Genomic DNA, 14,029 nt, shown 5'->3' on the forward strand with positions numbered 1-14,029 from the left:
AAATCCTTAACTGAACCGTATTGTCATCTAAATTATATTAGGAGATTGAAAAATGGCTACGATTACAATTTCAGACCTCTCTCAAGAATTACAAGACAACTCACTCTTAAGTGAACTTTCCCCAGAAGAAATTGCTGCTATTAGTGGAAGTGGTTTGTTAGGGCGGATTGTTGGAGGGGTTGTCGGTGGAGTTATAGGATTTTTTACAGGTGGCCCTGGTGGTATTCTTCCAGGTGCTTTAGCTGGCGCCAAGGTAGGAGATTACATCGAAGATGGAAACACTTCACATGCTTCTGGAGGAGGCGGTGGTGGTCGTAGTGGTCACGCTACCTATGCGATGATGTAGATAAGTATTAATCTGACTTTTCACGGGAAGTCCTCAAGTCTAAAAAAAGCGTGGTTTTTTTCACAGCCTAATTATCAATAGCTTTGAATTAATGAAAATAGCTAAGGAAAAATCAGAGTTTAGTAAACCGCTAAAATGAGCTTTTCCACATACCGTGAAAAGTCAATGAAGAGGACAAAAGGCAGGGGACAGGAGGACGGGAAGTCGTAGTGAAGTCCAGAAATTGGATAATTTATTTTTTGGAGTTCCCTAACCGTTGGCGAATAAAATAGGAGAATCAAGAATTTTCAACTGGATCAATAGTATAATCAACAGTGTATAAGCTGTTGAAGAAATTAGACCTGTGACTAATTCTTTTTTCAGATTATGCTCTTGAGGTTCTTTTTGAAAAATGTCTTTAGAACCGAATTGCATTAAGAGAATTCCTACAATATTAGAGAGCCAGTATCCTATAATTGAACAAGGCAGAAGTAATTTTGGGGAAAGTAAACTACATGCATACCCAAAACCATAAGCTATTGGCACATTAAATAGTAGGTCATTCCACCAACATAGTGGTGACAATAAATATCCCAGTACTAAAAAGAACCCACCTCTGAGTTTTTTGAAAATGTCTTTTTTGAACTCTTTTGGAGTTGACTGTTGTGAGTCCTCCAGAGTTGTGTCTCTTGCTAAATTCAACTCTTGGCTGACGTTTTGGACGCTTTCCATAAAAACCCACTATTCTCATCGACTTAGTGTAGTTTAATATATAAACTAAACCAAAGTCTAGTACAGAAGTGATGAATTTTTGGCTTTTTGATGCTGAAAGTTTTACCACTAGATAGTTTCAGTTAAATAGAAGTTTAACTCAGATGCTATTGTGCGGTGATTTATACCAGACATGCATGAGTGTGTAGCCTGTCGTAGACATCGCATCTCGTAAAATCTGAGTTTTTTCTATGATATCTAAGCTAAATAGAAGGATTTAAAGCCAATTGGGACACTCACTGCAAGTTCTCGCTCAATAGGTTTCAAAATCAAACTATATCCTTTTAAATCATAGCATACGATGAAATCCAGCACCGATACTGCAACAACCAAAGCCTGCTTAGACTGGGGTAAGTCGATGTTGAGTAGCATAATTTTTATTTTGCATATAGCTGGAGCAGAAATTTGAATTAATAATAGTTACAATAAAATTAATGAGGCATCTTAATATAAAAATGACAGATTTAACTCCAAATAGCACATTTTTAATAGCAGGAATTGTTTTTATAACGATTGCCGTCATCGGGCAATCTAAACTAGGTTTTATTGAAATTAATCCCGGTTGTTTTGGCAGATTTTTGGCTCTATTGATTGGGATTTCGAGCCTATTATATGCTTTAGGATTTTTCAATATTTCAACAGTCAACTTTGACTTCTTAAAAACTTCTCTGCTAGAACAAATTAAACAGAGTATAAATTCAATAAATGACCTTTTACAAGGCTCGTAACAGTTTTACGAAATTAACTTTTTGTAAGGGTAAAATCAAATTTTTACCCCTTTTTTAATATTTCTAGTAATACGCTCCTACAAGACTGTAAATCAAACTAGTCATTACTAATAAAGTAACAATCATATAAATAAATTCTCGCTGGAATAAAAAAGTTAATAGGGAAATAAAAACACGCACAACTGGAGTAGCAATTAATAGTAACAGTCCGAGTTGAATAATGGCGCTATCGCTACCTGATAAAACTGCTTTTACTACACCTGCTGGTGAGCGAAATTCCGATGGTTCTCCCCGAAAAAAGTGATATCCAGCAGGTTCAGCACCATGATGAATCAAGTAGAGTATACCGCCCAGCAAAACGACAGCACTAGCTATCAAAACGCCATATTTCATCAGGTTACTGAGCAAATATTCCAATTGCTGCTCACTTGATGTTTTTGTCAAATTCTTGTTAACATCAATCTCACAGCTATTAGGCAATTGTGCTACTGTCTTACTAGACTGTTCTAATTGCTCGATATTAGAGTCTATATCTTTATGCGGTAAAGTTATTGTAACCACTTCAATATCAGGTTGTGCTAGGAATGTCCAGCGAAAGGTATTATTAAATTTATACATTTTATAGCCCCCCTATTAAACTGTTGTAGACCATTTTCAAAGCCATTACCACTAGCACAACACTGAAGATAATTCTCAAAATTTGCGTTTTAGCGCCTGTAAGGACTCGTGCGCCCAAGAAAGCACCAGGTAATACCCCCAACATTACCGGCATGGATAATCCTGGATCGATATAGCCGCGTGCTAGGTAAACTCCAGCTGATGCTGCTGCTGTCACGCCGATCATAAAATTGCTAGTGGTAGTAGAAACTTTAAAGGGTAGCCGCATGGTTTGATCCATCGCTAATACTTTAAATCCCCCGGAACCAATACCAAGCAATCCAGAAAGCACCCCAGCTACTAACATCACACCAAATCCCATTGGTACTGAATGGACTTGATAAGACATTACTCCATCAGGAGTTGGATAAGTACCATTCAGTTTCAAATAATTTGCTATGGGATCTGCTACTTCATCTTCAATATGTTCAATTCTGGGACGTTGTGAAAGGTATGCTGAATAAATGAGGACGATCGCTAGTACAATAGTTAGGGCTTTCACAGAAACAAAAGTAGCGATCATTGCTCCTGCGATCGCACCAATGGTTGTAGCTACTTCTAAAAACATTCCCAATCGCAAATTGGTATAGCCTTTTTTAATATAGGTAGACGCTGCACCCAAAGAAGTTGCAATTACAGATACTAGTGAAGCACCAACGGCATAGCGAATATCAACGCCAAATACCGAAGTTAATAAGGGAACAATTACTACTCCACCTCCTAACCCAGTTAGCGCCCCTAACAAGCCAGCGCTAAATGAACCAATCCAAATTAATAATGAAAACTCTAAAATAGTCAAATTTACTTCCTCTTTTTTTTACATGTATATCAAGATGCCAATATATTTTTTGTATCATTGAAAACTTAATTGTCAAGTTGACTACTGGCTTACAAAAGATTGCGCCAGTATTTCCGAGAAAGAAAGACAATGTAATTTTGTAATTAAAGTTACTAATGGAAGTAACTTAGTTTGGAAGCCAAACCTAGATATTGGGGTGATTTAATTCAATCAACCTGGTACTAATCCCTCTTGCAAGAGATTGTAGACGCATGAGTAATTAATGCATCTACTAAAAAAAGCAGGGCTATTTTATTCTCATCTAGCCCGCCTTAGAATAGACATCTCCAGAAATTAAATATGCGTTATCTAGAACCCTTGTAGAGACGTAGCAATTATACGTCTCTACATTCTTTTTTGGAGATGTTTAATGAATTTTGAGTCTAATAGCGAAAGTCGTCTAAAGACGACTAAGAAAAATTTATAGTTTGATTTTTGCCTGTGTCTGTGCGTCAGCCTAAACAATAAGCCTTTATTACTCCTTAGTTATCAACTCTCTTTCTTCAGGGAGTAAAGTAGTTTCATCCTTAGGGCGATCGCCATCTACCGATTTAGCTATAGTTCTATAGGGTTTGATAATTAGACTGACGCCAATTGTCCAACCTAATGCAACCATCAAACCCGCGAGAACGTCACTGGGAAAATGTACCCCCAGATAGAGACGACACCATCCAATAGCTATTACATATAAGCTCCCAAAGATGAGAACCAACCAGCGCCGAGAACTATCCCAAGTTAAAAATAGCAAAATTGCTACTAGAGTTATACTTGTCATAGCATGACCACTGGGAAAGGCAAAACTAGACTCAGGCGCAATCGACTGCCACAATTGTGGACGCACTCGATGCATTAATTCCTTTGCTGTGCGGTTGATGATCATACTTCCCACTGAGGCGGTGAGTAAATAAGCTAGCGATCGCCAGCGTTTTTGAAGTAATAATATGAGTGCGATCGCACCTAAAATTGGTACCGCCGTCCAAGGATCTCCAATTTTCGCTAGCGTCACGGCTAAAACATCAAGCTGTGGGTTTGCTGTAGAATGAACTGCTAACAAAATAGGCACATCCCACGGGAAGCCAGCTTTATTTTCCCATATCTTCACTGTCAGAATTTCAAAAACCTGAAAAGGTAAGTATACTCCTATCAAGAGGAGTAAGAGCGATCGCCAACGGGCAATCAACAGGTTTTTGAGAAAAGAAAGAGGCGAATGACTCTCTTTATCGGCTGTTTTCACTTTTTTCATATTAAGTTATTGTAATTAATTAAGGTAGAAGTTGTTTCTCAATGTCATCTATCACTAGATAGTTTTAGTTCCTTTTACTCATGATCAACAAACAGATGTCCTGCTTCGGCTTGTTGATAGTTTTGCTGAAAATTGAGTTGATTGTTTGCATTATCTGGTAATGAAAGTTTAACAATTTCATAGTCTTTATCTTGAGTGGTTTTTGTTCGGTAGTTTTGCCATTCTGAATAACATGGATAAGCTTCGGTCGGGCTGATATACCATCTGCTAATATCATCGAGTCCGGTAAAAACATTAATCAAGATAAAAATATCAATTAAAATAATGACAATCAAACTTACTTTATTCAGTGGTTCGTTGTTGATTGTCCTTGAGTTACTAAAAAGTTGGTTCAAAATTCGGCGGATTCTAGCAAACATATTGTATTTTGAATAAATGAAAGGCTTTTCGATCTGTACGGAGTTTCTTCAGAATCAAATATTAGTCCTATAAAAGATAGTGTAAGTTACCGCCAAAAGTACGACATCGAGACTTACTAATTAAGCTGTTCTGCAAATAACCTTGTATAATCAGGGCGCTCATATTAACCACCCCACAAGAATTTAATTTAATTCGACTATGCAATTTAGATGTTTTTAGTTTAACTACGAAAACATCCAAAAAATCACTGATGCTACAGAGGTAAAATTTTTACAAAATATAAGATGATAACTACTTAATTTTAATAAGTATGGGATTGATTGTGGTGGTTGTGATCATCAGCTTATCACTTGTCTTAATCAAACTGTGGTCATCTCAACCACGGGGCAAGGGTTCTAAGCCATACTTCAGTGACCCGAAAAACAGAAAATTGCAAAAACGTTTACTTATTTTACTTAATGGTGATGCGACAACAGCCGAACGATTGCTCAAACAGCAACGCCAGAGGCATCAGGGTGAATCGGATGAATGGTATTTAGAGAAAGTGATTTATGATTTGGAACGCGATCGCCGTTACTAAAACTCAATCATCCAAGGGCGATCTTTGAATACGTTGTGGGGACGCACATCTGTGCGCCCCTAGTGAAAACTATTTAGCAGCGAAGTAAGCTTCTAATGCTTCAGAACCACCAATTAATTTACCATCGATAAATACTTGCGGAACTGTTGTTGCACCTGTAACCGCTCGTAAGGAACGTGTGGTGATATCTTTACCCAAGGTAATTTCCTCGTAGTTGATACCATGTTCCTTAAGCATCTCTTTGGCACGCGCACAGAAGGGACAACCGACTTTGGCAAACAGAGAAACGAGTTCGGGCTTCACTGCTTGGGGATTGATATATCTGAGCATTGTCTCAGCATCGGATACCTTAAAGGGATCTCCTGGCTCGTCTGGCTCAATAAACATTTGGTTAATTACACCATCTTTTACCAGCATCGAGTAGCGCCACGATCGCTTCCCAAATCCCAAATCTGATTTGTCTACCAGCATACCCATGCCTTCAGTAAATTCACCATTACCATCGGGAATTAGTTTGATATTTTCTGCTTCTTGAACTTTTGCCCATTCGTTCATCACAAAGGGATCATTGACAGAAATACAGATAATGTCATCGACACCATTTTCTTTGAAAACCCCAGCCAATTCGTTATAACCAGGGAGATGAGTCGATGAACAAGTTGGAGTATAAGCACCCGGTAAGGAGAAGACAACCACTGTCTTATTAGCAAATAATTGATCGGTTGTCACATCCACCCACTCATTGTTTACACGAGTATGAAAAGTGACATTAGGAACTCTTTCTCCTCGGCGATTGGTGAACATAATTTTGCTTGCCTTTAGTAATCAATTCCAGTCATAACCTATCATGGGAAGACTGGTATGATGTAACTATCAATCAGCTAAAAAACTTCATTAATAAAACAGAATTCAGGATTCAGAATTCAGAAGTCAGAATCCTCTATCCATGTTCGCGCAGCGTCCCGCTCTTAAGGATGGAGTAATAACCGGAAGAATATTTGAATTTTGTTGTGCTATGAGGGGCAAGGTTTTAAACCAATATTCATTACCCAGTCGGACTCCACCAATTCACGCTGAATTCTGACTCTTGGGTTCTGAATTTTCCTTGATAAAGGTCGCGATCGCTGCTATAAATTCAGTAGTTGATTCATAGGGTAAAACATTGCGCCCATTTATTTTTATACCTCGACCTTGAGGCAAACATGCGAGATAATGAGTTAAGCGTTCGTCTGGCGTTTCTTTTTTACCTTTTTGACTAATACTCGATGCAGTCTCGCCAACAACTACTAATGTTGGTTGCTCAATAGAGGCGATAGAATTAGTATAATCCTGTCGCCAAAACCCTGCGAGAAAAGAAAACACTGCATGACGACTAGCAGGATCTTCTGCACCTGCAAGCAATGTGTTTAACCACTCAGCATCCACAGCATTATCAGAAGCAAAAAGTTGACGAGTTGAGAAAGAATGTAAAAATTTTCGGGTGCGTGCATAGCGATAAAAAGCATTACCAAAAGGAGAATCTAATAGATTCCAAGCAAATTTTTGCCGCCATTCTGGTGATTTATTTGTGATCAAAGCCCACGTTGGAGGCCCAGAGAGTACAAGTTTGGCAATTAAGTTTGATTGCTTTTGGACTAATGCGATTGCTACTGGTAATAAAGCGCCTTGTACTACTACAATGACAGGTTTTTGCACTACTGTTTGTAAAAAGTACTGCAACTGTTCTGCCCAATCACTAGGAGTGTAAGCAAGATGAGGCATATCACTTTCGCCACACCCTAGTAAATCAGGGTTATAAATTGAATTACGCTGACCTGAATTATACCATTCTCGACAGAATCGCTGCCAAAATTGCCGCGACAATCCAACGCCAATAGGATGAATTAATAGTAAGGGAATACCCTCCGGTGTTGTGTTAGTTGGTTGATGAACTTCGTAGGCGCAACGATAATTCCGCCAACTGTAAAACTGGCTAGGAGATGCTGTCAGATTGGTTGTGTTAGTTACAGCAGATGGTTGCATAATTCCTAGTTTTTAATAGTTGCTAAAAAATTATCTGTGGATGAATTAGCTGGTATCCAGCTTCTTTCAGCTTTTCATTCGATACCCAAGCATTATATGGGCGGGTACTCTTAATAGAAGTATCCCATATAACTTTGGGTAAATTATGTTTTTCAAATAGGCCATCTAGCAAGTCTTGACTGGTGAGATGTGCATCATCTACCAGATTATAAATCCCTTGTAAACGACGGTAACGGGCAAATTCTATCGCACCAACAATATCATCCAGGTGAATCCAATTTGTGATATCTTCGCCGCCGGGACGAGTTGTACCAGAATATCTGCTAAATATTTTCACCAGTTCTCTACCAGGGCCATAAATTCCTCCTAAGCGAAAGATACAAACGCGGAGATTTTCGCTAGATGCTGATAGCAGGACATCCTCTGTTTTTCGGAGAATTTGTGCATTTAAATTAGCGGGTGCAAGCGGTGTTTCTTCATCTACCCAAACACCGTTTCTGTCACCATATACGGCATAACTACCTGTGTATACTAATTGTTTTACACTCGGAATCTGCTGTAAGGATGAAACTAAAGTTTGGGCAGTTTGTAGATAAGTTTCTTCATAAACTTCTGTACCTTTTGCACCAACGCTCAAAAGTACAACATCTTGATTGTGCAAAACTGATTTTAGACTATCTAAGTCATTACCACGGGTAACTACAACTCTTTGGGATACTGATTTTAGTGCAGGGACACGCTCAGAGGAAGTTGTGGTTACACTGACAACAAAATTCCCCTTTTCCTGCCAATATTGAGCAACTTTATAACCAACATAACCACAACCAATGATTGCAACGTTCATGACAAATTAGACACAAATAAATTAAACTACTCATTGAGACAATATTCTCAATTAAGGGACTGGACGTAAATAAATTTAACACTCCATAACCAAAAAAGAATATCAATAGTACAGCCTAATGACTAATGACTAATGACTAATGACTAATGACTAATAACTATTTAGCTAATTCTTTCTCTATTATGGCAATAATTTCTGGTGAATTTGGCTGGATACTACTATTAAATCTAGCTATCACTTCACCTTGTTTATTAACTAAAAATTTTTCAAAGTTCCAAGCAATAGTTCCAGTTGGCTCAATGGCTTTGGTAAGTCTGTCATAAAGTGGATGCTGCTGCGAGCCTTTGGCATGAACTTTATCGAATAGTTCAAAGGTAACATTATATTTACTCGTGCAGAATTTCACAATTTCTTCATTGCTTCCTGGTTCCTGCGCTCCAAAATCGTTACAGGGGAAACCTAAAATACGTAACCCTGCTTCCCTGTACTTCTGGTTCAATTTTTCTAACCCCTCGTATTGAGAAGTATAACCGCAGTAGGATGCCACATTCACAATTAAGAGTACCTTGTCGGTATACTCGTTTAATTGTTTATCTTCACCGTTGATAGTCTTAACTACGATGTCCGAAATCGTTTTACTCATCTTGAATCTGATTTATAGGGAATATTGCCAAGTCTCCCATATTACAGGTACTGTAAACCCTCTTTTTTTAAGGAAATTAGGTTTGTTAGCCCTATGATTCTATTTAATTCAGGCTGTAAGCTTGTATAAGAGTTTCGATAAATGTTTCTTTCAGTGATTGATGCTGAATAGGCTAGGCGATGTTTAACGACCAACTAAGAGGTAGAGCGTCGCTCAACTGCTGCACCCAATCAATAACGATAGCGATCGCCTGTGAGTTTACCTGAGTGAGAACTCTTCTGTAAATACCTCCACTAATCCAGACTCTCAGGATAGGCTTGTAAATCTGCGTTACTTTTGATACAAATCTTTTCGCCGGGATAAATTATGAATTATCTTAATCTTCGTGTTGAGTTTATCTCTACAACTGTTACTTTTATCAACAAGATTGGATGGTCGAGAGTGCGGACATATCGTATCGGTTATTTCACCAATGATAGCTTCTGGATTACACCCAGTGGTCAGTTTAAGGGAGAATTATTGTTCTTCAATGTAGCTTTTAAAGTAACAAAAATTTAACTTTTTGTATAAAAACGTAATATTATTCATAATTGTCCGATCCTGAAATCAGAAAATACCTACCGATAAAGGATATAGATGCTTAACTTGTTGCATCAAGAGCTATTTGCCATAAAAAAAGCGAAAAAATGTATTCTGTGATACAGCTTTTTGGTTTTAGTAAATAGAAAATCAGTCAAATTTATCCGTCTAAGCATAAATTTACCAAAGGTAAAATAAGAAGTAGTTTCATAATTTCTGTAAAGCTCCCACTATTGAGTCTTTATCTGAAACTACATCTAAACTGCAAATTTCTATTGATCTTACCTGTGTACTAATCACTAGTTTTTTAGTATTCTTCATAAAATTGGCTTTGCCATGTTAGAAGCAGGCTTTATCTGCCAAAGAGGTGTAGTTAAGGCCTTACTAGAAAACTCAATTTACGTCGCTGTAACCATCTTAGCGTGGGGAAAAATCAGCTGTAACTGTGTTGCATCCTTTCAGAATATTGACAATTTCTGGCGATTTCCTGAACAAAATTTCTTTGTGAAAAATTAAAGATTAAGTAAAGAAAACTTGACTGTTGCAGAAAATACACCATAATTACTTAAGAATATCTAAAAAAAATACTTACAGATGTGCCAAGAGTTTCCTAAACTCCTACTCAGGTAATTTGATTTTCTGGTTTTAAACAAGTGGTCTAAAGGAAAAATATCAAAAACCACTGGATTGAAGTTCGGGCGGTAGTTTTTTCTGCTTAACCTGTTTTTTCCCTTTTTTAAGGATAGTTTTGAGGATGATGTTCAAATTCATGTACAAACAAAAATCGAAAACAAAAAATAGGCGTCTGTCTGCAAGAAATTACGTCGTCAATTCACAGATAAACTCAAAAGTCAAGCTATTTAATCTAGCAATTAAGCGACTCTCTCCCAGTTGGCAAGCCTGCTTACCTTTAGCTTGTCTGATTGTATTGGGTTGGGGTTATGCCGCAGTTGCCCAAACTCCAGCCGCAGGGCCAACCACAGCAGAACTCAAAGTTGCTCTTGATACGCTGTGGGTTGCGATCGCAGCCTTTTTAGTGTTCTTCATGAATGCTGGTTTTTGTATGTTAGAAACCGGCTTCTGTCGTCAGAAAAACGCTGTTAACGTTCTTTCCAAAAACTTGATTGTATTTGCTTTGTCCAGCGTTGCTTTTTGGGTACTCGGTTTTGGCTTAATGTTCGGTGATGGCAACGACTTCATTGGATTGAATGGGTTTTTCTTAGGAGGAGCAGATAACAGTCCCGCCACAGGAGAAACCTATAAAGGTATCTTCGGTGCTATTAGTTGGGCTGGTGTACCTTTAGCTGCCAAGTTTTTATTCCAGCTAGTGTTTGCTGGAACAGCAGCAACAATCGTTTCTGGTGCAGTAGCCGAACGGATTAAGTTTGTTGACTTCCTAATCTTTAGCCTCTTACTTGTAGGTATTCTCTACCCCATTACCGGACACTGGATTTGGGGAACTGGTTGGCTAGCAGACAGAGGCTTTTGGGATTTTGCCGGTTCTACTGTGGTTCACTCTGTAGGTGGTTGGGCAGCTTTGATGGGAGCAGCATTTCTTGGCCCCCGTCTTGGTAGATATCAAGATAGGCAAGTTGTGGCTATGCCTGGTCACAACATGAGTATTGCCACTTTGGGCTGTCTGATCCTGTGGTTGGGCTGGTTTGGTTTCAACCCCGGTTCTGTGATGGCTGCCGATCCTAGTGCGATCAGTCACATTGCTGTCACCACTAACATGGCTGCTGCTGCCGGTGGAATTGCTGCCACCGTTACAGCTTGGTTATACTTAGGTAAACCAGACCTGTCAATGATTATCAATGGTATTTTGGCTGGCTTGGTTGGGATTACAGCGCCTTGTGCTTACGTAGGCATTCCTGCTTCTTTACTCATTGGGTTGATTGCCGGAGTACTAGTAGTTTTCTCTGTAACATTCTTTGACAAACTTGGCATTGATGACCCAGTAGGAGCTACCTCAGTTCACCTAGTTTGTGGCATCTGGGGAACTTTAGCAGTGGGTCTTTGGGCAGTTGGCCCTGGTGTTTATTCCTGGTATGGCGATACACTTGGCCCAGCAAAAGGTTTATTTGCAGGTGGTGGCTTTGGACAGTTCGGTATTCAGTTGCTGGGCGTTGTCTCAGTAGGCGGCTTCACTGTCTTACTCAGTAGCATCTTTTGGCTAGCGCTGAAAGCTACTTTAGGTATCAGAGTATCCAAAGAAGAGGAACTAGAAGGTTTGGATATCGGTGAACACGGTATGGAAGCCTACAGTGGATTTCTCAAAGAAGGTGATGGAACTGGATTTTCTGGAGAACAAAGCTCAATTGGCAGATATTAGGGTAAATATTTCTTTGGTTTACTCTCTGGCATATTCCTAATATGAGCTACCAACACACCATTAGTAGATTGAACTGATTCCGCAAAATTCTCTATCGAAGCGGGGAAAAGTAGGAGGTATAAAACCCCCTACTTTTTCAAATTTTTACATATAGCATCAGTTACCCTGCGGGATCTTTCTACACTCGGGGTAAAAGTCCCCTTCTGAAATATCTTTAATTTTGAATTATTAACCCCTTGTCTCTTCGTTAACGCCGACTTACTTAGGAAAGTATAAAATTAAATATACCAATATACTTGCGAGTATTAACTGAATAATGCCACCATGAGTCTGCGTGATCTGAATCAAAGTTAACACTTATTTTACCTTGTGAAAAATTTATGGTTAGAGGATTGAGAGTTAGTATGGTGCTATTGGCAGTTTTGGGAAATCTGGCGTGGTCATTTAGTGCCAAGGCGAATTTTAACGGCAAACTCACCGTAGAAATTGATGGCTTGAAGAATAAACAAGGACAAGTTTGTGTGAGTATATTTGCTAGCAGTGAAGGATTTCCTAGCGATCGCAATCGCAGCTTACAAAAGCAGTGTACCAAAATTACTAGCACTCCCTTAGCGATTAGCTTTGAGAACTTGAAAGCAGGTAGTTACGCCGTTGCTGTCTTCCACGATCAAAATAGCGACGGCACTCTCAATAGTAATGTTTTTGGTATACCAAACGAAGGCTTTGGATTTTCCAGCAACCCAGAAATTCGCACAAGAGCAGCCAAATTTAGCGAAGCAGCATTTTTAGTAGCAGGCCCGGAAACTGATATCCAAATCCAATTGAAATATTTTTAGTGTTTATTCTCGTGAATCGTTGTGTGAATCTTCTGGTATACTTTGTTGTTCAGGCAAACCACGCATTCGATTCATCTGAGTTAAAGCATATCGTGCTGTTGCTTGCACCTCGGCATCTGGATCTTCTAGTGCATGGTGCAACATCTGACTCATTTGACCCATCATGTCATAAACGCGCGTCAGATCACGGATCGCATTTTGCCGCACCTGTGGACTTTCATCTTGGAGTGAAATTGCTAGGCCACGGTTCATTGGTTTGAGTGTGCGGATGCCAATTTCTGCCAAAGCTGCCAAAATTAAACTGCTTTCTTGAGAATCGGCATCAATCATCAGGTCAACCAGATGCTGAATTGCCCGCGAATCTCCCTGTTGACCCAAATCCCAAATAGCCTTGCGCCGCTTCGTGGGGTCAGCACTGCGTAAGTCTTGAATTAGTTCGTCAACAATATTTAGTTTAGCTAGCCGGGAAGTTTTTTCTGGTAGCAGTAACTGTGTGGCGAGTGGTGGCGTAGCTGTTTGTGGATTAGTTACAGTCTCTGGAGAAGGTGATGTCATGGGGTTTTTGTTAGCTTCACTCAAACTTTTAGTTTCTGATATTTCGGATTGCACTTGTTTGCCCTGACGAAACCACTTCAGCAGGTAAATAAGTGCGCCAATACTTCCTAGAACTCCGATGGAAAATATTAACCACCAGACAAAACCCCTCTCGGTTGGTTTAGGTGTTGTAGTTGGTTTGGAAGTTGCAGCAGCAGAATTAATAATTGGAGAAGTGACAATCTGATTTTTGGCTACTATTGCCGCTTGCAGTCTCCCCCTAGTCGCCAGACCGGCAAGACCATCTACTTTTAAACCCTGTGCTTTCTGGAATTTAATTACAGCGATTTCTGTATTGGCGTTGTACTCTCCATCTACCACGCCACTGTAGTATCCCAACTGCTTTAATTGGGTTTGTAATCTCTGCACATCTGATTTTCGACTACCATATCTCAAAACAGTTGGACTAGCAGTAACTGTCGAACTAGCTTGTGCAAGTTCTAAAGTTTCAGGTGCTAGGTTAGGTGTTGCTGTGCTTGCACGATTCGGGTAAAAACCCACGCAAGAAAAACAGGTAAATATCAAAATTGAGGAACGGCATAGCCTCATATTGCAAGTTTTAGCCTGAAGGTGCTTTTGAAGTATTCTTCTTCGATACCACAATACCTTCAAGATTA

16 protein-coding genes and 1 pseudogene are annotated in these 14,029 nt (G+C 39.3%); 6 read left to right on the forward strand and 11 right to left on the reverse strand.

The features are described 5' to 3' along the window. Positions 1–52 precede the first annotated feature (52 nt). A complete protein-coding gene (locus CDC33_RS23115) occupies positions 53–346 on the forward strand; it encodes a hypothetical protein (RefSeq protein WP_109010897.1) in 294 nt (97 codons plus the stop codon). A gap of 249 nt (positions 347–595) precedes the next feature. On the opposite strand, the gene CDC33_RS23120 is transcribed toward CDC33_RS23115, so the two are convergent. Both CDC33_RS23120 and CDC33_RS39005 read right to left on the reverse strand, forming a co-directional pair. After that, positions 596–1,057, reverse strand: coding sequence for a DUF7980 family protein (locus CDC33_RS23120; protein ID WP_109010898.1), 462 nt, complete (start codon positions 1,055–1,057; stop codon positions 596–598). A 237-nt stretch (positions 1,058–1,294) separates the two neighbouring features. Continuing rightward, positions 1,295–1,468, reverse strand: coding sequence for a hypothetical protein (locus CDC33_RS39005; protein ID WP_181374109.1), 174 nt, complete (start codon positions 1,466–1,468; stop codon positions 1,295–1,297). Between the two features lie 83 nt (positions 1,469–1,551). Between CDC33_RS39005 and CDC33_RS23125 the strand changes: the two genes are divergently transcribed. Next, on the forward strand, positions 1,552–1,824 hold the full coding sequence (locus CDC33_RS23125; protein ID WP_244919325.1) for a hypothetical protein: 273 nt from the start codon (positions 1,552–1,554) through the stop codon (positions 1,822–1,824). 63 nt (positions 1,825–1,887) lie between these two features. Here CDC33_RS23125 and CDC33_RS23130 read toward each other — a convergent pair whose 3' ends face one another. The 4 genes and pseudogenes from CDC33_RS23130 to CDC33_RS23145 all read right to left on the reverse strand — a co-directional run. Continuing rightward, the gene (locus CDC33_RS23130) at positions 1,888–2,442 is read right to left on the reverse strand and encodes a DUF1634 domain-containing protein (RefSeq protein WP_109010900.1); all 555 of its coding nucleotides are present in this window, start codon (positions 2,440–2,442) and stop codon (positions 1,888–1,890) included. 1 nt (position 2,443) lies between these two features. Next, on the reverse strand, positions 2,444–3,280 hold the full coding sequence (locus CDC33_RS23135; protein ID WP_109010901.1) for a sulfite exporter TauE/SafE family protein: 837 nt from the start codon (positions 3,278–3,280) through the stop codon (positions 2,444–2,446). A 514-nt stretch (positions 3,281–3,794) separates the two neighbouring features. Further along, positions 3,795–4,562 (reverse strand): phosphatase PAP2 family protein, encoded by a 768-nt coding sequence (locus CDC33_RS23140; RefSeq protein WP_109010902.1) that lies wholly within the window; start codon positions 4,560–4,562, stop codon positions 3,795–3,797. A 92-nt stretch (positions 4,563–4,654) separates the two neighbouring features. After that, positions 4,655–4,981: pseudogene (locus tag CDC33_RS23145) on the reverse strand (hypothetical protein); the annotation flags it as partial. Between the two features lie 323 nt (positions 4,982–5,304). Between CDC33_RS23145 and CDC33_RS23150 the strand changes: the two are divergent. Then, the gene (locus tag CDC33_RS23150) at positions 5,305–5,562 is read left to right on the forward strand and encodes a hypothetical protein (protein ID WP_244919326.1); all 258 of its coding nucleotides are present in this window, start codon (positions 5,305–5,307) and stop codon (positions 5,560–5,562) included. A 69-nt stretch (positions 5,563–5,631) separates the two neighbouring features. On the opposite strand, the gene CDC33_RS23155 is transcribed toward CDC33_RS23150, so the two are convergent. The 4 genes from CDC33_RS23155 to CDC33_RS23170 all read right to left on the reverse strand — a co-directional run bounded on the left by CDC33_RS23155 (position 5,632) and on the right by CDC33_RS23170 (position 9,071). Next, the gene (locus CDC33_RS23155; protein WP_109010904.1) at positions 5,632–6,366 is read right to left on the reverse strand and encodes a redoxin family protein; all 735 of its coding nucleotides are present in this window, start codon (positions 6,364–6,366) and stop codon (positions 5,632–5,634) included. A 264-nt stretch (positions 6,367–6,630) separates the two neighbouring features. Beyond that, positions 6,631–7,584, reverse strand: coding sequence for an alpha/beta fold hydrolase (locus tag CDC33_RS23160; protein ID WP_109010905.1), 954 nt, complete (start codon positions 7,582–7,584; stop codon positions 6,631–6,633). Between the two features lie 22 nt (positions 7,585–7,606). After that, positions 7,607–8,428, reverse strand: a complete 822-nt coding sequence (locus CDC33_RS23165; RefSeq protein WP_109010906.1) for an SDR family oxidoreductase — start codon at positions 8,426–8,428, stop codon at positions 7,607–7,609. Between the two features lie 157 nt (positions 8,429–8,585). Further along, on the reverse strand, positions 8,586–9,071 hold the full coding sequence (locus CDC33_RS23170; RefSeq protein WP_109010907.1) for a glutathione peroxidase: 486 nt from the start codon (positions 9,069–9,071) through the stop codon (positions 8,586–8,588). A 366-nt stretch (positions 9,072–9,437) separates the two neighbouring features. Between CDC33_RS23170 and CDC33_RS37915 the strand changes: the two genes are divergently transcribed. The 3 genes from CDC33_RS37915 (at position 9,438) to CDC33_RS23185 (ending at position 12,818) form a co-directional block, all read left to right on the forward strand. After that, entirely contained in the window at positions 9,438–9,629 is a 192-nt protein-coding gene (locus CDC33_RS37915; protein WP_146195850.1) for a hypothetical protein, read from the forward strand. A gap of 790 nt (positions 9,630–10,419) precedes the next feature. Continuing rightward, the gene (locus CDC33_RS23180; protein WP_109010908.1) at positions 10,420–11,982 is read left to right on the forward strand and encodes an ammonium transporter; all 1,563 of its coding nucleotides are present in this window, start codon (positions 10,420–10,422) and stop codon (positions 11,980–11,982) included. A gap of 380 nt (positions 11,983–12,362) precedes the next feature. Next, a complete protein-coding gene (locus CDC33_RS23185; RefSeq protein ID WP_109010909.1) occupies positions 12,363–12,818 on the forward strand; it encodes a DUF2141 domain-containing protein in 456 nt (151 codons plus the stop codon). A 3-nt stretch (positions 12,819–12,821) separates the two neighbouring features. Here the strand turns inward: CDC33_RS23185 and CDC33_RS23190 are convergent, their stop codons facing one another. Then, entirely contained in the window at positions 12,822–13,961 is a 1,140-nt protein-coding gene (locus tag CDC33_RS23190) for a peptidoglycan-binding protein (protein ID WP_109010910.1), read from the reverse strand. Between the last annotated feature and the right edge of the window lie 68 nt (positions 13,962–14,029).

The organism is Nostoc commune NIES-4072, from assembly GCF_003113895.1.
Classification (GTDB): domain Bacteria; phylum Cyanobacteriota; class Cyanobacteriia; order Cyanobacteriales; family Nostocaceae; genus Nostoc; species Nostoc commune.